The 26,932-nt window shown below is 42.4% G+C and carries 24 protein-coding genes; 20 read left to right on the top strand and 4 right to left on the bottom strand.

Translation table 11 applies throughout. The annotated features are described in order from the left end of the window. Positions 1-101 precede the first annotated feature (101 nt). The 14 genes from ACXAD1_RS12785 (at position 102) to ACXAD1_RS12720 (ending at position 12,972) form a co-directional block, all read left to right on the top strand. Positions 102-587, top strand: a complete 486-nt coding sequence (locus ACXAD1_RS12785; RefSeq protein ID WP_474910215.1) for a peptide ABC transporter substrate-binding protein — start codon at positions 102-104, stop codon at positions 585-587. Positions 588-1,108: 521 nt separating this feature from the next. Then, the gene (gene rpsN, locus ACXAD1_RS12780) at positions 1,109-1,378 is read left to right on the top strand and encodes a 30S ribosomal protein S14 (protein ID WP_370223225.1); all 270 of its coding nucleotides are present in this window, start codon (positions 1,109-1,111) and stop codon (positions 1,376-1,378) included. A 23-nt stretch (positions 1,379-1,401) separates the two neighbouring features. Beyond that, positions 1,402-1,653: a type B 50S ribosomal protein L31 gene (locus tag ACXAD1_RS12775; RefSeq protein ID WP_206844404.1), complete on the top strand. Its 252-nt coding sequence runs from the start codon at positions 1,402-1,404 to the stop codon at positions 1,651-1,653. A gap of 33 nt (positions 1,654-1,686) precedes the next feature. Further along, a complete protein-coding gene (locus ACXAD1_RS12770) occupies positions 1,687-2,052 on the top strand; it encodes a hypothetical protein (RefSeq protein WP_474910214.1) in 366 nt (121 codons plus the stop codon). A gap of 60 nt (positions 2,053-2,112) precedes the next feature. Further along, positions 2,113-3,279 carry an FAD/NAD(P)-binding protein gene (locus ACXAD1_RS12765; RefSeq protein ID WP_474910213.1) on the top strand — a complete coding sequence of 389 codons (1,167 nt, stop codon included), beginning with the start codon at positions 2,113-2,115 and terminating at the stop codon, positions 3,277-3,279. Between the two features lie 26 nt (positions 3,280-3,305). Then, entirely contained in the window at positions 3,306-3,455 is a 150-nt protein-coding gene (gene rpmG / locus ACXAD1_RS12760; RefSeq protein WP_474910212.1) for a 50S ribosomal protein L33, read from the top strand. A gap of 232 nt (positions 3,456-3,687) precedes the next feature. After that, positions 3,688-5,214 carry a spore germination protein gene (locus ACXAD1_RS12755; protein ID WP_206844415.1) on the top strand — a complete coding sequence of 509 codons (1,527 nt, stop codon included), beginning with the start codon at positions 3,688-3,690 and terminating at the stop codon, positions 5,212-5,214. Between the two features lie 36 nt (positions 5,215-5,250). Next, positions 5,251-6,339 carry a GerAB/ArcD/ProY family transporter gene (locus ACXAD1_RS12750; protein ID WP_474910211.1) on the top strand — a complete coding sequence of 363 codons (1,089 nt, stop codon included), beginning with the start codon at positions 5,251-5,253 and terminating at the stop codon, positions 6,337-6,339. Further along, on the top strand, positions 6,336-7,415 hold the full coding sequence (locus ACXAD1_RS12745) for a Ger(x)C family spore germination protein (RefSeq protein ID WP_206844419.1): 1,080 nt from the start codon (positions 6,336-6,338) through the stop codon (positions 7,413-7,415). The genes ACXAD1_RS12750 and ACXAD1_RS12745 overlap by 4 nt, the downstream gene beginning before the upstream one ends. 172 nt (positions 7,416-7,587) lie before the next feature. Then, a complete protein-coding gene (locus ACXAD1_RS12740) occupies positions 7,588-8,451 on the top strand; it encodes a MurR/RpiR family transcriptional regulator (protein WP_206844422.1) in 864 nt (287 codons plus the stop codon). Then, entirely contained in the window at positions 8,448-9,575 is a 1,128-nt protein-coding gene (locus ACXAD1_RS12735; RefSeq protein WP_206844424.1) for a M20 peptidase aminoacylase family protein, read from the top strand. Before ACXAD1_RS12740 ends, ACXAD1_RS12735 begins: the two co-directional genes overlap by 4 nt. 2 nt (positions 9,576-9,577) lie before the next feature. After that, on the top strand, positions 9,578-10,396 hold the full coding sequence (locus ACXAD1_RS12730; protein ID WP_206844426.1) for a GNAT family N-acetyltransferase: 819 nt from the start codon (positions 9,578-9,580) through the stop codon (positions 10,394-10,396). 21 nt (positions 10,397-10,417) lie between these two features. Beyond that, complete coding sequence (gene menC, locus ACXAD1_RS12725; protein ID WP_370223232.1) at positions 10,418-11,524, top strand: o-succinylbenzoate synthase; 1,107 nt, start codon at positions 10,418-10,420, stop codon at positions 11,522-11,524. 362 nt (positions 11,525-11,886) lie between these two features. Beyond that, entirely contained in the window at positions 11,887-12,972 is a 1,086-nt protein-coding gene (locus tag ACXAD1_RS12720) for a YkvI family membrane protein (RefSeq protein ID WP_474910210.1), read from the top strand. Positions 12,973-13,086: 114 nt separating this feature from the next. Here the strand turns inward: ACXAD1_RS12720 and ACXAD1_RS12715 are convergent, their stop codons facing one another. Continuing rightward, positions 13,087-13,590 carry a hypothetical protein gene (locus tag ACXAD1_RS12715; protein WP_474910209.1) on the bottom strand — a complete coding sequence of 168 codons (504 nt, stop codon included), beginning with the start codon at positions 13,588-13,590 and terminating at the stop codon, positions 13,087-13,089. A 103-nt stretch (positions 13,591-13,693) separates the two neighbouring features. Next, complete coding sequence (locus ACXAD1_RS12710) at positions 13,694-15,040, bottom strand: aminotransferase-like domain-containing protein (RefSeq protein WP_474910208.1); 1,347 nt, start codon at positions 15,038-15,040, stop codon at positions 13,694-13,696. A 144-nt stretch (positions 15,041-15,184) separates the two neighbouring features. On the opposite strand from ACXAD1_RS12710, the gene blaOXA reads away from it, so the two are divergent. From blaOXA to ACXAD1_RS12685, 5 genes are all read left to right on the top strand, one after another. Further along, positions 15,185-15,982 carry a class D beta-lactamase gene (gene blaOXA, locus ACXAD1_RS12705; RefSeq protein WP_474910207.1) on the top strand — a complete coding sequence of 266 codons (798 nt, stop codon included), beginning with the start codon at positions 15,185-15,187 and terminating at the stop codon, positions 15,980-15,982. Positions 15,983-16,180: 198 nt separating this feature from the next. Beyond that, positions 16,181-17,200, top strand: a complete 1,020-nt coding sequence (locus ACXAD1_RS12700) for an SDR family oxidoreductase (RefSeq protein ID WP_474910206.1) — start codon at positions 16,181-16,183, stop codon at positions 17,198-17,200. 247 nt (positions 17,201-17,447) lie between these two features. After that, complete coding sequence (locus ACXAD1_RS12695) at positions 17,448-18,020, top strand: glycerol-3-phosphate responsive antiterminator (RefSeq protein WP_474910205.1); 573 nt, start codon at positions 17,448-17,450, stop codon at positions 18,018-18,020. 620 nt (positions 18,021-18,640) lie between these two features. Further along, entirely contained in the window at positions 18,641-20,878 is a 2,238-nt protein-coding gene (locus tag ACXAD1_RS12690; protein WP_474910204.1) for an alkaline phosphatase D family protein, read from the top strand. Positions 20,879-21,211: 333 nt separating this feature from the next. Beyond that, positions 21,212-21,616, top strand: coding sequence for a RidA family protein (locus ACXAD1_RS12685; RefSeq protein ID WP_474910203.1), 405 nt, complete (start codon positions 21,212-21,214; stop codon positions 21,614-21,616). Between the two features lie 290 nt (positions 21,617-21,906). On the opposite strand, the gene ACXAD1_RS12680 is transcribed toward ACXAD1_RS12685, so the two are convergent. Both ACXAD1_RS12680 and ACXAD1_RS12675 read right to left on the bottom strand, forming a co-directional pair. Next, positions 21,907-23,340 (bottom strand): amidohydrolase, encoded by a 1,434-nt coding sequence (locus tag ACXAD1_RS12680; protein ID WP_474910202.1) that lies wholly within the window; start codon positions 23,338-23,340, stop codon positions 21,907-21,909. Between the two features lie 44 nt (positions 23,341-23,384). Beyond that, positions 23,385-24,620 (bottom strand): MFS transporter, encoded by a 1,236-nt coding sequence (locus tag ACXAD1_RS12675; RefSeq protein WP_474910201.1) that lies wholly within the window; start codon positions 24,618-24,620, stop codon positions 23,385-23,387. 181 nt (positions 24,621-24,801) lie between these two features. Here ACXAD1_RS12675 and ACXAD1_RS12670 point away from each other — a divergent pair, with 181 nt between their 5' ends. Then, positions 24,802-26,877, top strand: coding sequence for a helix-turn-helix domain-containing protein (locus tag ACXAD1_RS12670; protein WP_474910200.1), 2,076 nt, complete (start codon positions 24,802-24,804; stop codon positions 26,875-26,877). Positions 26,878-26,932 lie beyond the last annotated feature (55 nt).

The following is a 26,932-nucleotide window of genomic DNA, read 5'->3' as shown; positions in this document are numbered from 1 at the left end:
GGATTTTCTAACAAGGTATTGAGCTTAAATGCTATTATTTAAATAAGGTAATTGTAATCTTTTTCAACAACTTTCGTCTTATAAATAAAGGGGGTATTAAATTGAAATTTAGATTTTTCCCTATTCTATTTATCTTAACAACTCTTCTTACTGCTTGTAACATTGGGGAAAATCCAAAGGACCACTTGGAAGAAATATACACCATTGCATTGGACTCCATTATGCAAAAGGATAAAGAGTTGAATAGCGATATGGAATTTATAGCTTTTGATATGAGTAATTTTGATGGAGTAAATCAGGAACAGAAAAAAGCGATTTTAAACTATTTTAAAGATAAATATAAGGTTGAGGTAATGAATGCCACAATGGATGAACTAGAAGAACAAGGTTATTACAACTCAGACACACAGGCATTGGAAGGTGTGCATCTTAGGATTGAGAAAGTTGATTTTAAACTCAATAACAATGTATTATTCGAAGGCTCTAAATTTAAGTCGGGAAAAGGTGCAATCGGTGTAGAGAGTACAGTTTATTATAAAAATGGAGAATGGAAAATTAAAGAGTCGAAAGAAACTTGGGTAAGCTAATTGAGGTGCGAATTCCTATTCAAACGGTAAACAAAAAATAGGTGAGAATTGGCACCTCTTTTCTGATGGTTATTTTTAATATTTTGTACTTAATATCAAACTCGTTACCATACAAGGATTGCGTTTTTTATTTAGGCTATTTTCGCAAGGTTTGTTGCTTTTTGTATATTTTAAAGAGTTGATTGTAGCGGAAGGTGCGAGATCCTCGAAAATACATTCGCATTTTCTTCGTGCGGTGTTTACTCAAGGAAGATTATTCAAAGTCCTGCGGTAGTAGCGGGACAGGTGAGACCCCGCAGACGCGCAGCGTCGAGGAGGCTCACCGCCCGCCCCGCGGAAAGCGAGCAGCCTGGAGCGGAAATCAACGGACAACATTAATAGGCAAAAAACATTATTACATACCTAATATCAGCTTAAAGGAGGTCTGAAGTTACATGTGTTGCAATATCAAAATTTTTGTGATTAAATAGCATTATTCAAATCGTAATAATTACGATTTTCATCAGAAAGGAGTGAATTCATTGGCGAAAAAGTCAAAAGTAGCTAAGGAATTAAAACGTCAGGAGCTTGTATTAAAGTATGCAGAATTACGAAAGGAACTAAAAGAAAAAGGGGATTATGAGGCTCTAAGGAAACTGCCAAGAGACTCATCACCGACACGGCTGAAAAACCGCTGCCAGGTGACGGGCAGACCAAGGGGATATCTCCGCAAATTTAAAATGTCCCGAATCGCTTTCCGGGAATATGCTCACAAAGGGCAAGTTCCGGGAGTAAAGAAATCCAGCTGGTAAAATAAAATGTGGAGGGAATGAAAATGAAGGAAAATATTCACCCGGAATATCATAAAGTAGTATTCATGGATATGAACAGCGGCTATAAATTTTTGACAGGATCAACAAAGACTACAAATGAAACAATCGAGTGGGAAGATGGACACACATACCCATTAATTAAAGTTGAAGTAAGCTCAGACACACATCCCTTTTATACTGGTGTTCAGAAGTTCACGGATCGCGGCGGACGTGCTGAACGATTTATGAAGAAATATAACATGAATAATAAGTAAGGTTTCTCCACTTGGCAAGGTGAGGTGAAAGATATGAATTCACATCTTATGGAAATGATCTCAAGAGAGATTGTAAAGTCACTCCCTCCTAAGCAAAAGGAGATTTATGAATTTGTCGTTGGCCTGGAAGAAGAGCTGGCTCAAAAGGCTTCGACTTCCGAAGAATTTATGGCTCTTCTTGTGAAGCATTCACCTCATACGCAGGCTGCAGCACATTTTAACCTTTCATTTGGACAGCTGATGATGACCATGCATGAAATTGAAGACATGATTAACAGGCAGCTTGAGAATAAATTGAAACATGTAACATGGGTCGAATTAACAGACAGTGTACGGGCAAGAAAGAAAAGGAATAAAGTTAAATATTTTTATTTCTCCTTAAACGAAAGTAAATCGTAAAAAAATTTTGTTCTTTAAATCGTAATGATTTCGTATTAAAACCTGCATCAGGAGGGTCATATGATCTATGATTGGATCGTTGTAGGAGGCGGCATTCAGGGCAGTACCATTGCAGCCTTCTTATTAAAGAATAATAAGGTATCAACTGATAAGCTGCGCATTATTGATCCACATGAAATGCCATTATTTAAGTGGACTAAAAGTACGGAACGGATTGGCATGAAATTTCTGCGCTCACCCTTTGTACATCACCTTGATGTCGATCCGTTCAGCTTAAGAAGTTATGCAGCAAATCACCAATGGAAGAAAAGTGAGTTCTATGGGGTCTATAAAAGACCATCCCTGGAAATGTTCAATGAGCACAGTCAATCACTGCTCCATGATCTTGGGTTAGGGGCCAGCTGGCATCAGGGATATGTAAAAGGTCTCGATAGAGAGGACAATTTTTGGGTTGTAAGCACAGCTGAAGGAGAACGTCTAAAATCCAATAAAGTCGTACTGGCGTTAAGCATAAACGACCAGCTGCATGTACCGGAATGGGCAGATTCTATTAAAAACACCCAAAATCAGCTGTTTCATATTTTTGATGAAGCTGCAGATTTTACTGAATTGAGGACGCCAGTTGCGGTCATTGGAGGAGGGATTACAGCTGCCCATACAGTCATCAAGCTTTCGGCACTCTATCCAGGTCAAGTCACTTTAATAAAAAGACATCCCTTTAAGGTTTGTGATTTTGACAGTGATCCGGGATGGCTGGGACCCAAATATCAAAAAAACTACCAGCGAATCACGGATTATTCCGAACGAAGAGATGTAATCAAAAAGGCAAGAAACCGGGGATCGCTGCCCTCAGAATTATTTCATAAGCTTAGGAAGCTTGAAAATAATCAAACGATTAAGCTGGCAGACGGAGAGGTTACTTCGGTGAAGGAAGGAGAAAACAAGGAACTGATTCTTTCCGTGGACACGCAGGAAGTCAAGGTGCAGTCAATTGTTTTTGCAACCGGGTTCAGGCCATACAGACCTGGCGGAAGCTGGCTCGAGAAAGCCATTGAAACGTTTGGCCTTCCATGTGCAAAGTGCGGATATCCGATCATAAGTCAATCCCTTGAATGGTGCCAGCATCTATATGTAACAGGACCACTGGCAGAATTGGAAATTGGGCCGATCGCCCGAAATATTTCAGGAGCGCGCCAGGCGGCAGAGAGAATTGTCAGAAGTGTATAAGAAGTAACTATAGGAGGAGTTTTATAATGAGAGTAACAATCACACTTGCTTGTACAGAAACAGGGGACAGGAATTATATTACCACCAAAAATAAGCGGAACAATCCTGACCGGATCGAATTAATGAAATATTCTCCACGTTTAAAGAAGCATACATTGCACCGTGAGACGAAGTAAGGGTTAAATGTAATACTTTAATTACTATTTGTAAGCATAATAGCTGCAGAAAGTTTAAAGGTTAGAGTCATGTAGGCACCTTTAGAAAACGAATTGTAGATCTTTATTAAATGGTAATATTGATTTTCAAAGCGCTAAAAGTAAAAATTAAGCTAACATATTGAAATAGAATATTAAAAACCCGCCGGCACATACTAAAACTACGATTTGTTAAGTTTTGGAGGAGTGTCCGGTGGGTTTTTTTAAATCAAAATTAAAAAGGTTTAATAGGGACAATAAACAAAGGAAGAATGAAAATAGTGAGCATGAACTGCGGATAGATGAACTCCTTCATCGCTGTAAAGAATCTACAGATTTTGTTTCCTACAGATATTCAGAATCCAGCCCATTTTATATTCATTATTACCAGACAATTGTAGATATTAATATCTTGCATCAATATGTCTTGCCTTATATCAAAGAGAATGAAAGCCAGACTCTTTTTGATCTGCAGCAGGCTATTCCCATTGATAATACTGAAATTATAGATAATGTTCATGAAATAAGGGATAAGCTGCTGACGGGCTGTGTTGTGATAGAAGTAAAAGGTTCACTGCAAGAGGCTCTTGTCATTTCTGCAGTATCGCTTGAGAAAAGGCCCGTCAGTATGCCGGAAGTCGAGTACAGTGTTGTGGGGCCAAAAGAAGCCTTTGTCGAATCGATTGATGCTAACATCAATCTGGTCAGGAAGAGGCTGCCTATTCCTGATCTCATCGTGGAGGAAGTGAAGATTGGAAGCCTGACAAAAACAAGGGTGGCTGTTCTTTATATTAAAGGAGTTACAGATATAGAAAACGTGAATACGATTCTTCAGCGCCTGAATGAAATTCAATTTGATCAAATCGTGGACAGCTCCTTTATTAACCAGATCATATCTGATAACCACAATTCTCCCTTTCCGCATTTAATTGACACGGAAAGGCCTGATAGGGTTGCGAGTGTGCTCTCGGAAGGGAAGATAACGATCATTGTAGATGGCTCACCCCATGCTCTAACCGGCCCAACAACTCTAGTAGAGTTTTTTTCCGCTTTTGAAGATTATTTTCTATCGTGGCATATTGCTTCTATTTTTCGTCTTGTCCGGTTGTTTGCGGTATTCTTTTCCGTTTTGTCGACTTCTCTTTATGTCGCCGTTCTAACCTATCATTACGAAATGATTCCGGAGAACCTGCTTAATCCGCTCATCGCTTCAAGGAGCGGCATCCCGTTCCCGCCGATACTGGAAGCGATTATTCTGGAATTGACCATTGAGCTTTTGCGTGAGGCTGGAGCAAGGCTGCCGACAAAAATCGGACAGACGATTGGTATCGTAGGCGGTATCGTAATTGGGACTGCGGCTGTACAGGCTGGGCTGACCAGTAATGTGCTGCTGATCATCGTAGCGCTTGCGGCCCTGGCGTCTTTTACAACGCCTGTATACCAAATGGGCAACACGATCAGATTAATCCGCTTTCCTTTTTTAATCACTGCCCAATTATGGGGACTTCTCGGAGTTACCTTTTGTTTCTCATACATTTTGAGCCATTTGCTAAAGATGACTTCTCTGGGACGCCCTTATCTGGCACCCGTCTATCCATTGCGGCTGGATGATTTAAGGGATTCTCTCTTCCGACTTCCGTTTTTCATGCAAACGAAGCGGCCATTGCAGGTCAGATCACCTGTACGAGCTCGTTTTCAGCCTAAAAAGCACGAGAAATCGAAAACAGACATAGAAGATTAATTGGGGTTAATATGTTCCGATAAAGGAGGATAGCTGATGTTTCCATTGCCTAAAGAGGATAAAAAGGTATCTCCCTATTTTGTATTTTATTTAATACATGCAATGCAAATAGGCGTAGGCATCCTGGGCTTCGAAAGAATTATTGTCCAGTCTGCCGGTTATAGTTCCTGGATCGCAATCTTAACATCCGGCGCCTCCATTATCGGATTGGTGTGGGTTTCCTATCGCATCCTGAATAAGGGGAACAATGACATCGTAGCCATACATGCTGAAATTATGGGAAAATGGATCGGCGGTTTTTTCAGCTTTTTATTTTCTTTATATTTCTTTTCCTTTGCATTGGTTGTACTGAGATCATATGTGGAAGTGCTCCAGGTATGGGTATTTCCAGAAGTCTCTGAATGGATATTCATACTTATTATCATTTTTTTAGCCTATTCCTATGTTACAGGAGGTTTCCGGGTTGTAACAGGAGTAAGCTATTTAGGGATTTTATACGGATTGCCATTATTATTGGTGAAATTTTATCCTTTACAGTATGCCGATTATGGAAATCTCCTGCCAATCCTGAATGCTTCTCCTGCAGAATTATTTAAAGCTTCAAAAGAGATGACCCTTAATTTTCTCGGGTTCGAGACGCTTTTTATGTTCTATCCTTTTATTAAAGATGGGTCGAAATCTGAAAAGTGGGCCTATTTCGGCGTACTTTTCAGTATATTTATTTACCTGCTGACTGCTTTTGTTACGTTTGTCTACTTCAACCAGGAACAGTTGAAAGGCACCATTTGGGCTACACTCACACTATGGAAAATCGTGGACTTAATCATTGTGGAAAGGTTCGAATACATAGGAATTTCCGTATGGTTCTTTACCATTCTTCCGAATATTTGCATCGGTCTCTGGTGTGCCAGCCGAGGGTTGAACCGTCTGTTTCCCGTCTCTCAAAGAAGTGCCTTGAGGATTTTTTGCCTATTGCTGTTTTTCATCAGCGTTCTATTAACAAATAGACAGCAAATTGATTTGCTGCAGAAAGCAGTCTCCCAAATCGGGTTATATACCATCTACTTTTACTTACCATGCTTACTGGTCTTACAATATATCATCATGAAGGTGAAAAAAGGATGAATGTTAAAAACTATTTATGCTGTTCCTTGATTCCAATCCTCCTGGCAGGCTGTACTCCAAGTCCAAAAGTATTGGAGGATCTCCAATTGGTGCAGACCATTGGGTATGATTATGTCAATGGTGAGGAATTTGAAGGAACAGCAGGGTCTTCCAATATCCCTCCAGGTGAACAGTCACTGCCGGTAAATGAGGTTTTTACCGCAACAGGGAAGACAAGTAAACGGATCAGGCAAAAGATTCAGGCGGAAGCAGCAAGGCCCATAGTCATCGGCAGGGTGGGACTAGTCATTTTCAATCAGGAACTCGCAGAGCATGGGATTGAAAATCAAATAGACAGTTTGCAGAGAAACCCCAGCATCGGCCGGAAATTGCTGCTTGTTGTATCGAAGGAGAAGGCGAAAGACATCATTGATTCTAATTACTCGCAAAGCGATTCTGTATCACAGTATTTAATCGATGTAGTTGAACAGAATCTTGAGCAGACCATTCCAAAGATCAATTTACACCGTTTTCTTGTTCACTATTACAGCAAAGATGCAGACCCTTTTTTACCTTTAATAGAGAAAAAGGGTAAGCATTTAAAAGTCAGCGGAATGGGAATTTTTAAAGACGATAAGCTTGTTGATACAATCAGCTTTGGTGATGCCTATATCTTTAAAATACTTTATGAAAAATTCCGGCGGGGCCAATTTGAAGTTGAACTTAGCAGCGGAGAAGATGTAAGTCTGGAAAACCTGTCATCAAAACCTAAAATAATGGTGGACAAGAGGAATGGAAAATATATAGCCACTTTTAAGGTGAAAGTAAACGGCAGAGCAATGGAAGGAGTTGATTTAGATCTTACAGACAAGAAAACGATTGAGAGAATTGAAAAAGCAGTGGAAAAAGAAATAACTGAGAGAGCGGAGAAAATGGTCAGGAGGTTTCAGGAATTGAACACAGATCCTCTTCGCATCGGTGAAAAGGCCAGGCAGCGCTCCGATTTCAATCGGAAGGAATGGAGAGAGCAGTATAGTGAAATGGAAATTAAGATCGAAGCAGATGTAAATGCTGTTCAGTCCGGGATTATTGAATGATCATGTGAACTATAATTGAAATTGGCATCCGTGCGGGTGTCATTTTTAATTATAAAATTTTCAGAATTATTATTGTTTTCCAAGGGGATATGTGATAGTTTAGTTAAAACGAAGTTCAGACTTCAAAAATATAAAAAAAAAGCATAAACTTCATTGATTTAAGGTGAGTCTAATGATATTAACAGAAACAATAGAAAAAGAGTTTAATAACCTTTCCAAAGGACAGCAGAAGGCAGCAAAGTATTTGCTCGATCATCCAAAGGAATTCGCCGTGAAGTCAGCCGGTGAGATCGGCAAGAGAATCGGGGTCAGTGAAACGACAGTCATTCGATTTTGTTATTCCATTCAGCTTTCCGGGTATTCGGAGCTGCAGAAGATGGTAAGGGAACAGCTATTGAAGGCGAATAGCACACTTGGTCAGTATTTTACCAGCAAGGTGGAACTGGCAGAAAAGCCGGAGTTCCTTGCGAGTGTGATGGAAAAGGATTGTCTCCATATCAGGGAAACGATTCAGAATATAAGTCAGGACGATTTTGATGTTTTAGTGGAGCGTTTGATCCAAACGAAAAAAATATATGTTACAGGTCTGCGGTCTTCCTTTGCGGCAGCAAGCTGGCTTTCTTTTACCCTTGGTGTTGTTAGGGGAAATGCGAAGCTGATCCGGCCGGATACGGATGATCTGCTGCTGACGATCACTGAAATGGATGAAGAAGCCACGTTCATTGCCATTTCATTTGACCGCTACATGAAAGATACGATTAAAATGGCGGAACTGGCGAAAAAGCAGGGAGCATTTGTAATTGGCATAACAGATTCAGCTATCGCGCCGATTAAGGAGCATGCCGACTTGCTTTTTCAAATCCATTCATCGGAAAAATCGACGATTGATGCGGCGCCGGCACTCTTTTCCTTTCTGAATGCGGTGATTGCGGGTGTATCCATTCAAGACTGTGACCGGTTTCAAACAAGGAAAGAGCAATATGAAAAGCTTGAAAGTGAACATTTTTTTATTCAGCCGGGAGGGAAGATGGATTGAAGGAAATTATTAAAGAGGTTAAGCCTGCATTGGATATGGTTTTTGATCATTTGCACGAAAACCCGGAAGTGAGCTGGAGGGAATATAAAACCACTGAGTACTTGCAAAAATTCCTGGAATGCCGGGGGTTCCAGGTTCAGCTGTTTGGGGATTGCACTGGTTTGGCTGTTGAAGTGGGGGAAGGGAGTCCATGCGTTGCGCTTAGAGCGGATATGGACGCACTTTGGCAGGAGGTGGACGGCAAGTTCCAGGCTAATCATTCCTGCGGACATGATGCCCACATGACAATGGGGGTTGGGGCCATGCTGCTGCTTCAAAAGGCAGGCTTTCCTAAAAAAGGCAAACTGAAATTCATCTTCCAGCCGGCTGAAGAAAAGGGCACTGGTGCCCTGAAAATGATTGAGCATGGCGTGCTGGATGATGTGGATTACCTGTACGGTGTACACCTTAGGCCAATCCAGGAAATAAGGGATGGAGAAGCGTCTGCAGCCATTTACCATGGTGCTGCAAGATTTCTGACCGGGGAAATTATCGGGGAAGATGCCCATGGGGCCCGCCCGCACCTTGGGCAGAATGCCATCGAGATCGGTGCTTCTTTCATCCATGAAATTAAAAATATTTATTTGGATCCGATGGTTCCGCATACGGCTAAAATGACCAAATTCCATGCCGGCAGTGACTCAGGCAATATCATTCCGGGAAAAGCATCCTTTAGCCTGGATCTGAGGGCACAAACAAATGAAGTCATTCATGCACTGGCAGAAAAAATTGAGACGATCACTGAGTATTTATCCAAGCTGTATGGAGTCAAGATTACTCTTGAGACAAAAGCGAATGTGGCAGCAGCTGAAGTTGATGAGGAAGCTCAGCATTTTCTGGAGAAGGCCATAATTGATGTCCTTGGAGCCGGACAATTAAGGGAGCCAATCTTGACTTCAGGCGGGGAGGACTTCCATTTTTATACTCTCAAGAAGCCGAATATTAAGGCCGCGATGCTCGGATTGGGCTGTGATTTAAAGCCGGGGCTTCATCATCCGGACATGACGTTCAATCGGGAAGCGATTTACTCGGGAATGGAAATACTGGCCAAAGCGGTAATGGCCACTTTGGAAAAGGAGGAGTGAAGATGGCTGCTGTGACAATGGATGTACGAGTATTAAAGACAGCATCCGATATGAATCTCATTCAAAAGCTGGAGAAGACAATCTGGAATATGGCTCCCCTTCCGGTTCATCAAACCATCACAGCTGCCCAGAACGGAGGGCTGCTCCTCGGGGCATTTATTGAAGATGATCTTGTGGGATTCAGCTACGGATTTCCCGGCTTTCACAAGGGCAAAGGCTATTTATGCTCCCATATGCTGGGCATTCATCCTGACCACCAGGATAAGGGAATGGGGGCATTATTGAAGCAGAAACAAAAAGAACTGGCTTCCGGGATGGGCTATGACCTGATCACCTGGACTTTTGATCCGCTTGAAAGCCGGAATGCTTACCTGAATCTTTCCAAGCTGAATGCGGTTTGTTCCACATATGTGGAGAATTGCTACGGAGATATGGATGATAGCCTGAACCATGGGCTGCCGACAGACCGTTTAAAGGCAGAATGGTGGATCACCAGTTCACATGTGGAGGAGCCATTGGGCATTGAAACAGCGCACGCAGAGAATCCCTACGATTGGGGAGTATCGGAGGATGACTTTCCTGTTTTATTAAATACTGAATGGGATGCTGCTGCCGGTCCAGTGCTAGTTCCAATTCCGGCAAACTTCCAGACTATTAAAAATAAGAATTTCGAGCTTGCGATCGATTGGCGCTTTAAAACAAGAAGGATTTTTCAGGAGTTATTTTCTAAAGGGTACGCCATGGCAGGATTTCAAAAAGGGCTGGAAGGCCCGGTGCATTATTATGTATTCGTTCAGAGGAATCAGCTTAAACTCAACTAACAGGAAAAGGCGGGAATGAATATGAAAGTGACAGAAGTCGTATTGCGGCATATGAAAATGAGAATGAAAGCTCCATTTACAACAAGCTTCGGCACGTTTCAGGATAAAGAATTTCTCTTGCTGGAAGCCAAGGACGAAAATGGTGTGAGCGGCTGGGGAGAGTCTGTTGCCTTTCATTCACCATGGTATAACGAAGAAACGCTGAAAACAAACTGGCATATGCTTGAAGATTTCATCATCCCGAATCTATTAAACAAAGAAATCGAACACCCTGATGAGGTTTCGGAAACTCTCTCCTACATACGGAAAAACAATATGGCGAAATCAGCCTTCGAAGGGGCGGTTTGGGAGTTATATGCCAAGCAAAAGGGAATTTCGCTTGCAAAGGCCCTTGGCGGAACAGCGAATGAAATTGAGGTTGGCATCAGCATCGGGATTCAGGATCGTGTTGATGACCTGCTGAACCTTATTAGAGAATATGTAGAGGAAGGCTATAAGCGCATCAAGGTGAAAATCAAGCCAGGCTGGGATGTTGAGGTCATGAGGGAAGTGAGAAAGCATTTCCCGGATATAGCGCTTATGGCAGATGCAAACTCAGCATATACCCTTGAAGATATCGAACTATTAAAACAGCTGGATGAATTCGATTTAATGATGATCGAACAGCCGCTGGCATCAGATGATATTATTGATCATGCCGTTCTTCAGAGAGAACTCAGAACGCCTGTCTGCCTCGATGAAAGCATTCATTCCTATGATGATGCGCGCAAGGCGATTGAACTGGGAAGCTGCAAAATTATTAATATCAAAATCGGCCGGGTTGGGGGGCTGACAGAATCCAGGAGAATTCATGATCTCTGCAAGGAGCGTGGCATTCCGGTATGGTGCGGAGGCATGCTGGAATCCGGAATTGGCAGGGCGCACAATATTGCCTTAACCACACTTTCCAACTTTATTATGCCAGGGGACACAGCCGCATCATCCCGCTATTGGGAGAAGGATCTGATTGACCCTGAAGTAACTGTTGAAGAGGGAATGATTAAGGTTCCTGATAAATCAGGCTTGGGATATGAACCAAATTATGAGACCATTAAACAGTTTACTGTTTTTGAAAAAAGCTTTTCTTAAGCAAGCTGAATAATCAAGCGCGAGAGGCACTCATTGGAGGGAATTGTTCCGCTTAATTTGGATAATCATACGCGAGTGGCACTCAACGCCATGAATAGCTCCACTTAAGTCGGAAAATCAAACGCGAGTGGCAATCAACGCCAGGAATAGTTCCACTTAAGTCGGAAAATCAAACGCGAGTGGCACTCAACGCCAGGAATAGCTCCGCTTAAGTCAGATAGTCAAATGTGAGTGTCACCCAACGCCAGGAATAGCTCCGCTGAAGTCGAATAAATAACCGCGAGTGGGCTCAGAGAGAGATTCTCTCTTTCTCTTTTAAGCTAAATTGTCAAAAAATTCAAATATATAAAAGGGGGATCAGAATGAAAAAGAGTATTCAAATTGCCGGTGCTTTTATTGGGGTCATAGTCGGAGCGGGATTTGCTTCAGGCCAGGAGATTTTGCAGTTTTTCACGGGCTTTGGCTGGATGGGGATTGCCGGAGCTATACTTGCAACCTTTTTCTTTGCTTTTCTTGGCATGAATTTAACTCAGCTTGGAAGCCGTCTGCAGACAGATTCTCACAAAGACGTGATATATCATATTTGCGGAAGGTATCTGGGGATGGCTGTTGATTTCATCATTACCTTCTTTCTTTTTGGGGTGGCAGCTGTCATGCTTGCGGGATCGGGATCCATTTTTGAGGAACAGTTTGGAATCCCGAGTATGGCGGGGAATATCATCATGGCCGTATTGACGGTCCTGACCGTTTGCCTGAATATCCAAAAAGTGATTTCAATTATCAGCCTGGTCACACCGTTTCTATTAATCATGGTGGTGATCATTGGCGGTTATGCTCTCAGCACGATGGGGGTGGATTTATCAGAAGTTCAGAAACTGGCGGAAAGCCAAACGCCTGCCGCTTCCAACTGGTTCATGGGCGGACTATTATATGTTTCTTACAATATTGCGGCTGGGGCCGCGATGCTGGCTGTCATGGGCGGAACAACGAAAGATGAAAAGCAGGCAGGGGTAGGCGGCATCCTGGGCGGTGCTGGACTGGGTATACTTATTTTGCTTATCAATGCAGCCATGCTGGTCAAAATGGATGTGGTGAGTGGCTCAGACATGCCAATTCTTGCTCTTGCCAATGAAATTTCACCTGTGTTTGGATTATTGATGTTCGTTGTATTGCTGGGCATGATTTACAACACAGCTGTTGGTATGCTGTATGCTTTCACGGCCAGGGTCGTGAAAAGAGAAAATCCTAAATTCAATCTTTTTGCCGTATTATTTGGTGCAGCAGCATTCGGTGCCAGTTTCGCAGGCTTCATTACACTGGTAGGGACGGTTTATCCTTTGATGGGATACCTGGGATTTACACTGATTGCGGCGATTGTGGTTGCCTGGTTTAGGGGGAAGAGGAAGACGTCTGGAAGTATAGGGCGTGAAGTTGTTTTAAAACAATAAAAACTATGCTGAAACAATAGAAAGCTCAGTATCCCTGAGCTTTCTATACCTTCTCAAATTTACCTCATACTTGTCTTGGGGCACTGTACCTGCAGTGGCTGGATTCCTTATTCATTAATAAAGATTATATTCTGAGTTCTCCGGTCCGCCTCCAGCTGAAGGAAAAGTTACACCCATCGTTCGCAAAGCTTCTTTAGCTTGAGAGAGGTAATTTTCTGCCTGGTCCTGCCATCTGATGATTAAACTTATAAACGCCTTATACTCTGGACCTGCATTTTCCTCCATCGTTTTTAGTCCTTCCCGCACCTTTTTATCCTGATTTTCCGCATTCACGATGCAAGCCGCCATTGTGGTGATAATCGATTGCCGCTGTTCTCCATTTACTAGTCTATGTGCACATCCAACAGCGGTCACGCGGTGATACGAAGCCGGAACGAGGTGGTTGTGCATCTCTGCATTTCCTTTTAAATCTTTGGTCTCTGGAATATGAAAAAGTTCAGAACTCATGGAACAAACCATTTCCTCAGCATATAAACTTTGCTGCAGCAGTGTTAATATATCTCCCCAGCCAGTTGCCCGATAATATGGATAATAATAATAAGGATTCAATCGAACCATCTCCTTTTATGGATATTGGAACCCCATCATTATAGATATGATTGTTAATCGGGGGTCATGTCATTTTGGGCGGTGGCGGCTAGTCCATATTTAAGCTTACCTTTTAGATATAAGAATAGGTTAACGCACGAATCCCGTCCCCGATCTTCTTCACTCCAACTCCAATTTTCCGGTCCTCCACCTGAGAGACACTCAATCGAATTCTATTTTCCTTTAGATATTCTGGAAGATACATTGGTGCAGCATCCTGAACCAATACATTTTTCTTTTGGAGATGCTTCACAAGATTCTTGGCTTTCATTCTGCCCGGGAGGACAACTGTCGAATAGAATCCCGAATCCCCGCCAGTAAATGAAGTATTGGTAGGCAAATGCTCCAGGTATGCCTTTTTGAGAATGGAACCTTTCTTTTTGTATTGCCGCCGGAGTTTTTCAATATGGGCTTTAAACATACCGCTGCTTAAGTAAATCTCAAGTGCCCCTTGTGTGAGGACGGGTGTATGGACGTCCGCTGCAAATTTGGCCTGTGTAAAACTTTTCATTAAGGCTTCTGGAAGGACTGCCAATCCTAATCGCAGCCCTGGCAGCAAAACTTTCGAAAAGCTTTTTGTGTAAATGACTCTTCCGGAAGGATCAAAGGCAAACATGGGATCTGCCTTTTTTCTTGTATCAAGATCACCCATGTAGTCATCCTCCACTATGTAGACATCATATTTCTGAGCGAGCTCGACCATATCCTTTTTTTCCTGGTTGGAGTAGCTGCAACCTGTAGGGTTTTGAAATCTGGAAACAGTGTAGAAAAACTTGATGTTTCTCTCTCTGAATATCTTTTCTAAGTAATTGAGGTCAATGCCTTTCTGATTCACCTCTATGCCAATAGGCTTCAAGCCGCGGGAAGTAATGGAATCTATGAAACTGAAGTGGGTTGGCTGTTCTGTGCAGATCTCCGTTTTATTATTGGGAAAAGGGAGTGAGACCAAGAGATCCAGAGCCTGCTGGGAGCCGGATACCACCGCAATTCTTTCAGCCGGGGCGAAAACCTGCAGATCCTGAAGCTGAGCTGAAAGCTGATGCCGAAGACTCGGCAAACCGAGGGGATGGGAATACTGAAACATTTCCTCTTTATAAAGCTCAATTGCCTGATTCATACAATGCTGGTAATCACGGTATGGCATCTTGCTTTTATCCGGTCCTGCTGAGACAAAGTCAATGATTGCAGGTTTGTGTTTTTTAGGCAAATCGGTGCCTACCGCAAAATAGCCGCTTTTTGGCACAGAGTAAATCAGATGGGCCTTTTCCAATTCACTGTAAGCTTTCAGTACAGTGTTGATGCTGCAGCTGTATTCTTTTGCAAAGCTGCGGATGGAAGGGAGCTTTTCTCCGGATTTCAAGCGTTCATCAGCCAATCTCGATTGGATTTCTCCTATGATTTCATCATATTTAGTGCCCAAGTTTACACTCCTCTCGTTGATTTGTATGGGTACAGATGGCCAAAACTGTTCTTTTCTGTATCCATCATGCTGTTTATAGTATAAGTGACAAATACAGAGCTGACATCATGACGGAAATCCTATTTTATGAAGGAGGAAGAAAAGATGAAGTGGATGAGAAGAGCGGGTATTGCGGCCCTTTCCGTGCTGCTGCTGCTGACGGGTACAGGAGCTGGGGCATTAGGCGGGCAAGAAAACATAAAAGACCTGTACATTGAAGAAGCTTTTGCAGGAACAGAGGGCACCATGGTCCTCAAAAATCTTAAGAATGACAAGGTTTATGTCTACAACAAGGAGAGGAGCAAAGAGAGACTGACGCCTGAATCAACCTTTAAAATCGCCAATGCCCTGATCGGGCTGGAAACTGCCGCTGTCAGGGATGAATACGAAGTGAAAAGGTGGGATGGAGTTGAACGCGAATTCGAAAGCTGGAGCAGGGACCATTCGCTGGCTTCTGCCATGAGGGAATCAGCTATCTGGTTTTATCAGGACCTGGCGAGAACGATTGGTGAAAAGAACATGCAGGAATACGTTTCAAATATCCAGTACGGAAACCAGGACATTTCAGGAGGAATTGATGCCTTTTGGCTGGACAGCAGCCTGAAAATTTCCGCAGCAGAGCAAGCTGATTTTATAGAAAAGCTTGTGGAGGAGAAGCTGCCTTTTACAGAGAAAAATCAAAAAACTGTCAAGAGAATGATGATTCAGGATGAACAGGATCATTTCATACTGCATGGGAAAACGGGGACAAGGCTGTCCGACATGGGACTGGGCTGGTACGTTGGTTTTATTGAAACAGAGAAGGGCACATGGGTGTTTGCGGTGAATATCGATGGAACAGGTACGGAGGCCAGGAATATTGCTGTAGAAGTACTGAAGGAGAAAGTGATCATTAATGAGTAATTTTAACTGATCCTATTGAGGGAAACCATGTTTATGGTTTCCCAATTGTAAAAAGGATGCAAGAATAAATAGCTTATAGATAAAATGTTTTACCAAAATTCCCAAATTTCTTAATACTCCCCGTATCCTATTAAGAAGGAAAAACGTTATATAAGATGAATGTATTTATTGCAGCTATTAAAGGAACGGGGGAAAAGTATGAAGGTTTTAATATTGGGAGGTACTCGTTTTTTAGGAAAAGCGCTGGCCGAAGAAGGTTTGAAAAGAGGTCACGATATCACATTATTCAATCGCGGGAATAATAAAGAAGCTTTTTCCGAAGTGGAACAGCTCGCAGGTGATAGAGATGGTGATGTGTCGCAGCTCAAAAACAGAAAATGGGATGCCGTAATGGATACATGCGGATTCGCACCGCACCAAATTAACAAAATCGCAGCAGTGCTTGGAGATAGCATCGAACATTATACGTACATTTCTAGCATCTCTGTATATAAAGACTGGATCCCGCTCAATCTCACGGAAGACTATCATTTACAGTCTATGCCGCAGGATCGATTGAAAGATGTTGAGGAAGGCAGAATTTCTCCTTATGAGTATTACGGCGCGTTGAAGGTGTTATGCGAAGCTGAAGCAGAAAAGTATTGGCCGGGGCGAGTGCTGCATATCAGGGCAGGTCAGCTGGTTGGGCCGTTTGACTATACAGATCGGCTCCCATACTGGGTTCAGCGTGTCTCGGAAGGCGGAAATATAGTGGTGCCGGGACGTCCGGATCGTCCAATTCAATTGATCGACGTGAAAGATATAGCAGCATGGGGCTTTAATATGGCGGAAAATAGCAAAGCTGGAACGTATAATATTACAGGCCCCGATTATGAATTGACGATGGAAGAGCTTTTGAATACATGTAAATCAGTTACAAACAGCAATGCCAAATTTGTCTGGGCCGATGAACAATTTGTATTGGATCATCAAATACAGCCATGGACTGAAATGCCGTTATGGATTCCTGAACATTTCCCGTTAGATGGAGAAGATAAACCGTGGCACATGTGCATCAGCGTAAAAAAGGCCATAGAAAACGGACTTTCCTTCAGACCGCTTGAAGATACAATTCAGGATGTATATCAATGGGAGAAAGGGAGACAGGATTCCGGACGAAAAGCTGGAATATCTCGTGAAAAAGAGCAAGAACTGCTGGATGCCTGGTTTCAAAAATAGAAAAAGGATACTTTGTGATGGGGTATTATCCCAATGTCCATATTAGGTTGTACTTACCTTACTAATAATAATGCTAATGAAAAATGACAGGTACAAATTAAACTGTCATTTTTTTTACACTTACCATCTGTTTGTACACTATCAGTTACCCTCCTTCTGTTTACTCAGAAACTTAATAAACCTTTACAAAAGGGTACCTATTTCTTAATGACAAAGTGCTATAAACATATTATTGGAGGTGGAAGTGATGGAGAAAAAAGTTTTAGTGAAAAATAATCCTATCATAGCTGCCGTACGCGATGTCTCATTAATTGAGAGAGCTGTTCTTTCACCTGTTGAGACGATCTTTTTAATGACAGGTGATATTTTCTCAATTGAGCATTGCGTTGAAGAAAGCAGAAAGTATCACAAGTCTATTTTTCTGCATGTTGATCTAATCAAAGGCATAGCGAATGATCGAGAAGGAATAAAGTACTTGTCTCAAAAAGTAAAGCCAGATGGGATTGTTTCGACAAAAAATCAATTGATTCAGGCTGCTAAAAAAGAGGGATTATTAACGATCCAGCATTTATTTATGCTGGATACACAAGCATATGAAAATGGAATTCGAAACGTATCTAATGTACAGCCTGATGCAATTGAGATTATGCCCGGATTAATGCCAAGAGTCATAAGGGAGATTTACGAAAAAATAGATTGTCCTATTATTACAGCTGGATTAATTAAAAATCCGAATGAGATAAAAGAGGTGTTAGAGGCTGGAGCACACGGTGTAGCGATCGGTGAACCTGATTTATGGAGTTTAGACTCTAAATTCTAGTTGAAATGTGAAGAAATCTTTAACAATTATTTTACTTAATAACAATACTGTTTTAATAATGAAGTTTTACTATGACAATGTAGATGATGAATACTTATATGTCAAAAATTACATATTATCTAACTGCCAAGGGTGGAGTAAATGGAGAAAACCCAGGTATAGTTACTAGTTTTATTAAGCATAGGAATGCTTTTTAGGGCTGGCTATACTTGGGTTTTTTGTTCTCTTTAGTCAATATAGGATGAGGAGATAGCCTATACTGCTTCGTTTGTCTTTGTCAATTGACCTCCACGAATGTGGATTCAATATAGAAACCTTTATTTTTGAAAGGGAGGAAGCGCTAATTGAGCAAATAAGACAAAGAATCAAATAAGGACGCTAAATAAACGGTTCTAGCTGCACCTATTAAGTGCAGCTGCTTTCGTTATCGAAATAGCTAGAAAGCGAGCTTAGAAGCTGCATAGTCAGCTTGGAAAAATTTCCTGCCAGATCGTTTAAAGTTATTTAAATCTAGTAAAAGGGAGAGAGTACATTGAATAACCAAAAATGGTTAAAAGACATTACCGCAAAAAAGATGACTCGCCGAAATTTTTTAGAAGTTACAGGGAAAACAGCCGCAGTTGCAGCCTTTTTCGCTGCCTGTCATTACGTCAGTAAACGCAGAGGAAACACCAGACTTTTCAGCTTATCCATTTACGCTGGGTGTTGCCTCTGGCGACCCGCTTTCGGATAGTGTTGTTTTATGGACAAGGCTTGCTCCTAATCCGCTTGCAGAGGACGGAAATGGAGGGATGGATAAGCGCTATGTTTCTGTTGAATGGGAAGTGGCAGAAGACGAAGCGTTTAAGAAGATTGTTCGTAGAGGAAAAGAAATTACAGGGCCTGAACTAGGTCATTCAGTGCATGCTGAAGTCTTTGGCTTAAGGCCATGGAGAGAGTATTATTACCGTTTCAAGGCTGGTAATGAAATTAGTCCCGTGGGGAGAACAAAAACTGCACCTGATGAAGGCTCACATCTTAAGAGTATCTCATTCGCAATTGCTTCCTGCCAAGCATGGGCAGGTGGACGCTTTGCCGCTTACAAAAATATGGCTGAGGAGGACCTGGACGTTGTGTTCCACCTTGGTGACTATATTTATGAAAAAGGGGATACTGAAACACTGGCAGATTATCGCCTCCTTCATGCACAATACAAAACATCACCAGATTTGCAGGCAGCGCATAGCGCTTTCCCCTTTATTGTGACGTTTGATGACCATGAGGTAGATAATGATTGGTCCAATGATATTTCTGATCCGAACTATCCGGAAGGAGAGCGTGAACGTTTTCTGGCAGTGCGTGCGGCTGCGTTCCAGGCCTATTATGAGCATATGCCGCTAAGGCGCCGCTCCAAACCGAATGGCCCAGATATGCTTCTTTACCGTAAATTTACATATGGAGATCTTGCAGAATTCAGTGTGCTGGATACAAGACAATACCGTGACAATCAAGTAGGAAAAGGATTTCCAGGCGGTCCGCTTGATCCTGAAGCTTCTAATCCGGAAAGAACGATGGTAGGATCTGAACAAGGATTATGGCTCATCGGAAATCTTCACCGTTCACAGGCAAAATGGAATGTGCTGGCACAGCAAACAATGATGGCTCAATATGACTACGATCCAGGTGAGGGAATTAGTGTTAACCATGATCAGTGGGATGGATACTCGGCAGATCGTGATCGCCTTTTCGAATTTATTAAGAAGCGTCGACCATCCAATCCAATTGTTCTAGGCGGGGATTGGCATTCAAGCTGGGTAAATGATTTAAAGGATGATTTCAATGATCCAAAATCCAAGACACTTGCTACCGAGTTTGTCGGGACGTCGATTAGCTCTGGTTGTGGCTGGAAGGATCAGGTTGAAGCAGCATTATCGGTTAATCCGCATGTCAAGTTCTTTGATGGTGAATATCGTGGATATGTACGATTTCACGTCACACATAAATCATGGCAAAGTGATTATCGAGTTGTCTCATCACCTAGTAATCCAGATGCTGCCGCAAGCACCATCGCCTCCTTTGAAGTAAAGAATGGTAAGGCTGGGGCGATGCGAATAGGCGGAGTGGATGTAACAGACATTCAAGCGAACACGATGATAGCAGGAAAACCAAGCCCTATTACCGTCTCCCTCAGCAATGGGACGAAAAAAGCAGCGAAAGTTCATGTAAGCATTCCAGTTCCTATGGGCTGGAAGAGTGAGAGTGTGACTGCGCTTATTGAAGCGCAATCTTCATTAACGGTTGAGGTAATGGCAACACCTCCAGCAGCTGTTCCAGCTGCAGAAAGACTTCGTGTAGAGGTGGACGCCGGCAAAACAACTGTTTTTGGCCGGCCAAGAGATGTTCAGGCAGTCTCTGTCCCCGCTGGAGACGAGTTTCTGCTCGCTCTTGATGCCGGAGTTTCAACGTCGCCTGTCTATACGTCCTTTAAACGCTTTGTTCCAGAAGATACTTGGGATAATGTGAAGGGGTATGGATGGATCGGAACTTCCCATTCGGCGAGGGATCGAAATAAGCTGGATGAGCTGCAGCGTGATATGATCGTGGGCCGGGATGCTCCAGCAACGTTAAGGCTGGCGATTCCAGCGGGTATTCATCGCATTTATTTCCTAACAGGAGATGCCATTTATACCTCAGCAAACACGATCATTCATTCAGATAACAAGATGCTTGCTGAGACAGGCGGAACGCTGGCACCGGGACAATTCAAATGGCTCCATTTTGATTTAGATGGAGGCAGCAGCGGAAAAGAAATCGACTTGTCCATTACGGGGGAGCTTGGAGATGGATGGTGGAGACTGGTTTCCCTAATGATGAAGTAGGATAGTGAGGTCATTTGCAGGTGGCTTCCACATTGCCGCCACCTGCTAGATACAAAGGGATTTCAGGAACTCTAAAGGTGAAACAGTTAACAATAGGAAAATATATTGTGCTGGGACTCTTTTGAAAGAAAAAAAGCGCAAAGGAGGAAAACCAGTTTCTTCAACAGCTTTATTTGGACATTCAAACATTTGGAGAACGGAAAAACTAAAATCATATCTATATACATCCCATATTTCCACCCGTCAGGAAGCCCTATAACAGTTATCTAAAAAGGAAATCATGCAAATAGGTAGAATTTAAATAGGTAATACGGTTTGAAAGGAATTTTAGAAATGAAAAATATTTCGTTAATACATTCGTCGATGTTGCCTGCAGTTGACTATGCTTACGCCTCCCATGTCCCTGCTGGAATGGATCTTTATTTTATGGCAGGAGCCTGCCCGCTCGACCAAGAGGGAAAAGTGCCTGAGGGAATCAGATATGAAGAACAGGCCAAACTGTGTGTTGATAACCTGAAAGCTGCCTTAAAGGAATGTGGTGCTGAATTAAAGGATGTGGCATATACAAGAGTCCTCGTCGCATCTTCTGACCAGTCAGATTTGGTGGCCGCATGGCAGGCAATTAGAGAAGAATTCGGTTCTCATGATGTTCCAAGTACATTGTCAGGTGTCACCGTTTTGGGTTATAGCGGCCAATTAGTTGAGATAGAAGCGGTTGCTGCATTATCTAAACAGTAGAGTATATTGGAGAAGTTAAAATTAACTTTTATCTTAAAATAATTGCATTTTATCCGATAGAAACTGAAAATTGAAGAACTTCAGCAAGTTCTTTATTTGTTAGTTTACGGAGGAACATTTGGCCAGAGTGAAAAGGACCCAACCCTGTCATAGCAGGCAGATCCTTTTCACTTTCTCTGGTTTATTTCATTTTTTTAAGTTGATGTTCAAATGGGATGCACATTCAATTTTTTTAGTAACTATTAATCCGAAAAGCTTGGGTGCTATTAATCAGCTAAATAAGCAGTGTTTCATAATGCCGGAATAGGATCAGTCTCCTTTTTTGGAACAGGCGGCTTGACGTCAGCAGGAATGCCAGGATTGTAAGTCGCTCCTCTTTTACTTGCAGTGAATTCAGCTTTTGCTTTTTCAAGTATGCCATTTTGATCCTTCAGCAATTCGTAGGCAGATAAGGCCATGATTTTTGCTGCATAATGCATTCCTTTTATGCCGATTGATGACCCAAAAGAGGCAGTGGCCTGCCAGGTATGGAATTGAACTCCAAGCGGTGCGCATGTAGTCATGATTTGTCCCATTGGAACAATCCAAGATACATCTCCTACATCAGAAGACCCTCCCATCGTTTTCCCGAAAAGTTTCCTGGGATGATAAAAGCCGCCATCAAGTACGTTGTTATCGCCTGCACTAATGAATAGCTGTTTCGCTGCTTCCAAAACAGAAGGATCGATTGTTTGGCGGAGTTCTTCAGCGAATTTCTCTTCTTCAGGCGTAAACACCATTGTTCCTGCTGCATCTGATTGCGTATACATGAGCTCATTTAGCGTTTCATTTGGTAATGTATCATAGCATCCCGATTTGATTTCCCAACGTACAGAAGTCTCTGTCATCATCGCAGCGCCCTTGGCCACTTTTAATAATCTTCCTTCCAATTCATCCACTTGCTTACGGTCCGATCCGCGCAAGAAATAATAGACACTCGCATGATCCGGCACAATATTTGGCGCCATTCCGCCGTCCGTTATTTGATAGTGAATGCGCGTCCCATCCGGCACATGCTCGCGCAAATAGTTGGCACCGACATTCATTAACTCGACTGCATCCAATGCACTTCGTCCAAGGTGAGGGGCCGCACCGGCATGGGAAGTTCGTCCGGAAAAGAAAAATTCAATGGCGGTTAAGGCCTGTGTCCGGAAATTCGATGTCAAATTGTTATTCCCGGGATGCCAAGTAAGGGCGCAATCCAGATCATCAAATACACCTGCCCTGGCCATAAATGTTTTACCTGAGAGCAGTTCTTCTGCCGGGCATCCATAGTAGCGAATGGTTCCTGGCAGCATTTCTGATTCTATGCTTTCCTTTAGTGCAATCACAGCTTCTACCCCTGCTGTTCCGAGCAGGTTGTGTCCACAGCCATGTCCCGGTCCATTTTGAATTACTGGGGAATGATTTGGAGTGACTTGCTGTGATAATCCAGGCAGGGCATCGAATTCGCCAAGAATCCCAATGACTGGTTTTCCTTTCCCGTATTCAGCCACAAATGCAGTTTGGACATGACCTATACCAGCGGAAACCGTAAAACCTGCTTCTTCTAATGTCTTAATTTGCAAGGAAGAAGCAAAGATTTCATTATAGCCGATTTCAGGATGATCCCAAATTTGTTTCGCTACATTTGTGAATTTGGCCTGGTTTTCTTCAATCCATTTCGTAATGTTCGATTTTCCCATTCTTCATCACCTTTTCGTTATATTTTTTGCACTGCAAGAGTCTCTTAGCCTACTATTTTTGTTGTTGGATGATTTGCTGCTTCTTTGCTTTTAGCTGATGGCAATAAGCAGGCAATGAATGCAGCGATTAAGCAGCATACCGTTAAGAACAAGAATGCACTTTTGTAAGATCCCCCTGTGGAAGCAATAAGAGCTCCCATGATCATAGGGGAAAAAATACCTGCTGCCTGGCCTCCGAAATTTAATATGCCAAATGCGGTACCCACTACCTTCTGTTCCATAATCCGGTGGGGAAGGGTGAAGATAAAGCTCATGACAAATGACATAAAAGTAAAAGCAATGCACTGATAGATAATAACCTGGACAATACTGGCAGAAAGAGTGATCAGATAAAGAGAGACTCCTAAAATTAAGATTCCTGCAATCACACCATACTTTGCATTTGCCCCCACCTTATTAATAATTCTTCCGCTTATAATCATGCCTATTGTTAAGAACAAGACCGGCACGGCACTGATCAGCCCAACAGATTTAAGATCTATTCCATGAACCTGCATCAAATACGAAGGCATCCAGGACATGATCCCCCAGTTTGGAATATTAATAAAAAAGAAGACTAATAGAACTTTCCATAGATAGGAGTTGCGAAGCAGCTGTAAATACTCCTCTTTATTCGGTTTATGAGCTTTGTCTGATAAAGAGTATTTACCTGAATGTCTGGTAGATAAGAGGAACCAAATAACAACGATAATACCTAAGAGGGAGATCACCCAAAACACATGCCGCCATCCTAACCAGGCGAGAAGAGGGGCGCAAATAATCGGTGCAAGAGCCGCGCCAAGCGCATTGGAAGACATCATCGTTGATTGAGCTTTTGTCCTTTTATCTGCCGGAAAATAATCAGAAATGGCTTTCGTACTTGCTGCCGGGTATCCACCTTCCCCGATTCCGAAAAGAAAACGAATAAGAATTAACGAAGTGAGGGACCATGCAAGCCCGGTCAGAGCTGTGAATATCGACCAGAACAAAACGGCTGTCACGATGACCTTTCGTGATCCAAAACGGTCTGCAAGCCAGCCGCCTGGAATCTGCATCAGCGCATATCCCATGAAGAAGGCACTCAGAACAATCCCTAATTTTGACGCATCCAGTGACAAATCTTCTCCGATTTGTACAATGGAAAGACTTACAGCAGTCCTGTCAATGTACGATACAATCCAGCCAAAATAGAGAATGGATAAAATCATAGTTCTTTTTGAAGCATTGACACTGTTCCCCATCACAAACCTCCTCTTTTTGTTCGAATGATTACATCCTAAATATTAAAGAAACAAGCTATTCCTTGTCATTGTCAAAATATACAATGTATTCAGAAAATCATTGTAAATATGAACAGTGTATAAGATAATGAATGGAGAATTTCACAATAATGAATGAAGAGCTTGTCAAGAGGAGAGAGAAATGGAACGAAAAGGAATAAATGTTAGCAAATTAACTGATGCCAGTACCTGCCATGTTTGGATCTTGGATGCTACAGATGATTGGGTTCATATATGTCGTGACCCTCTCGCCATTCATGAGATAATAATGGCTTCGAATGATGATGCTTGGCCAAAATCTACATACTCTGAAAGTAATTATGCAACTTGCTATGATCCTAATACCTGCCGCCAGCTGTTTGTGTTTGAAACGTCAGTTCCTGCATCAGCTTCAATTCGTGCGTGTATATACACTGACAGCTTATTATCCGAATTGGAATGCGATTATTTTGTGCTGCAAGTCCGTTACCTGCTGCTTCAGCAAACATTGGAGCGGCACTGGCAAGAGCATGAAACATGGCTCGAGGGATTGCATTCACTCACTTCTATGCTCAAGCTGGATGAATTGCTGCACAACATTATGCATAACACATTGGTTGCAATTCCGGCAGTTGACCGCGGGTTTTTAATGCTGTATGACACTGATACACAAAAGCTTGTTCCTAAAGCAAGCATTGGGATGGGACCTTCAATCTATGATTTCAAGACCGATTTAGGGGAAGGAATTGGTGGGAAGGTTTTTCAGGATGGTGTCGGACGAATCTACAATATTGAACAAGGTTTGGAAGCTATATCGAATATTCGGCCTAACAACATGAAAAATTTGATGGAGGCGATGGAAGATTCAGCGGGAAATTCCAATCTTACTGCGATGGCTGTCCCTGTCAGGATGAACCAGGATAAGCTCGGAGTAATGATTGTCCACCAGATTAAGAAAAAGCGAAAGCTGACAAATGATGATTTGCGCCGGCTGCAGGGGTTTGCAGATCAGACAGCCATTGCCATAACCAATGCCAGACTTTTTTCAGATTTAAAGGAAACAAACGAATATTTAATTAAGCGAAACCAGATTCATGAAGTTTTTACTAAACTTTCTTTAAAGGATTCAGACCTGATCATGGTGGCTAAAACCGTTGAACAAATGATCAGCCTCCCAGTTTCCCTTTTTGATATGACGAAAAATGAATGGTACCCACACTACAGTCCTCTATCTAGAAGATTAATGGATACAGATTATTTAAATGAATGGGAAAGCCGGGTGGATGCATTTACCATTAATATGAGCGAAAATGCCGTTCATTTGTACCCCATAGTGAATTATGGAGTTCCTATCGGTTACTTTGTCGTAGAGCTTCACCGGCCGCTTCTGCCCCTTGATACTGTTGTGTTAGAGCAGGGCAGTGCATTGGTAGCTCTCAAAATGGTGAATACCTATTCCATGACAGATTTGTTTTATAAGCAATGCTATGAATTCTTTAATGAACTTCTCCAATATAAGGAGCCGAATTTACTTTCCTCTAAATCAAGGGATTTTGGTCTTTATCCGGACAAGCCGCTCTTCGTCACGGTCATGCAGTTAAGCGGTAACATGCCAGCCGGCAAGAAAAGAGAAACATACCAGAGAATGCTTATAGCTGCATTACATAAAGAGCTGGGGGCTATCGAGTGCCTTCTGTTCGGATTTCATGATAAGGTGACGATTATCATGAATACGGCCACCGAGTTTGAACAAGAGCTTCTTATTAAGAAATTGAACAATGTGGTAAAGCATTGGGTGAACAAGGATGCTCCCATTCTCTTTGGTGGTATTGGAAGGCTTTATCTGGGCCTTGAGCATGCTGCAAGGAGTGCTGAAGAAGCGAATAAGTCATTAGCCTATCTTTTAAATCGAGGAACTCCTGGCTTAATCAGTTTTGATAGCATCGGTATTAACCGTTTATTTCTAAATCAGCAGATCGAGGATATTCAACAATTTATCCAAGAGGTCTTTGCACCCCTCCAAACCCCCAAAGCAAAGGCCAGTGAACTGGAGTTAACACTAAGAACATACATTGCTGCAAACCGTTCGATATCCGAGACAGCAGAACGTCTGCATATTCACCAAAATACACTCTATCATCGAATAAGAAAAATCGAGGAATCACTTGCAGTCGATTTAAATGACTCTAATGTTTGGCTTAAAATACTTTTAGCTTGCCATCTTAGTGAATCATACTGACTTTTATAAGGAGATTTCGGAGTGGAAAAAATTATTTATCAAAAAAGAACCGGAA

This window comes from Cytobacillus sp. ABV4_503 (assembly GCF_056158445.1).
Note: the sequence above shows the minus strand (reverse complement) of the source record. Positions and strands in the feature narration are given on the sequence as shown.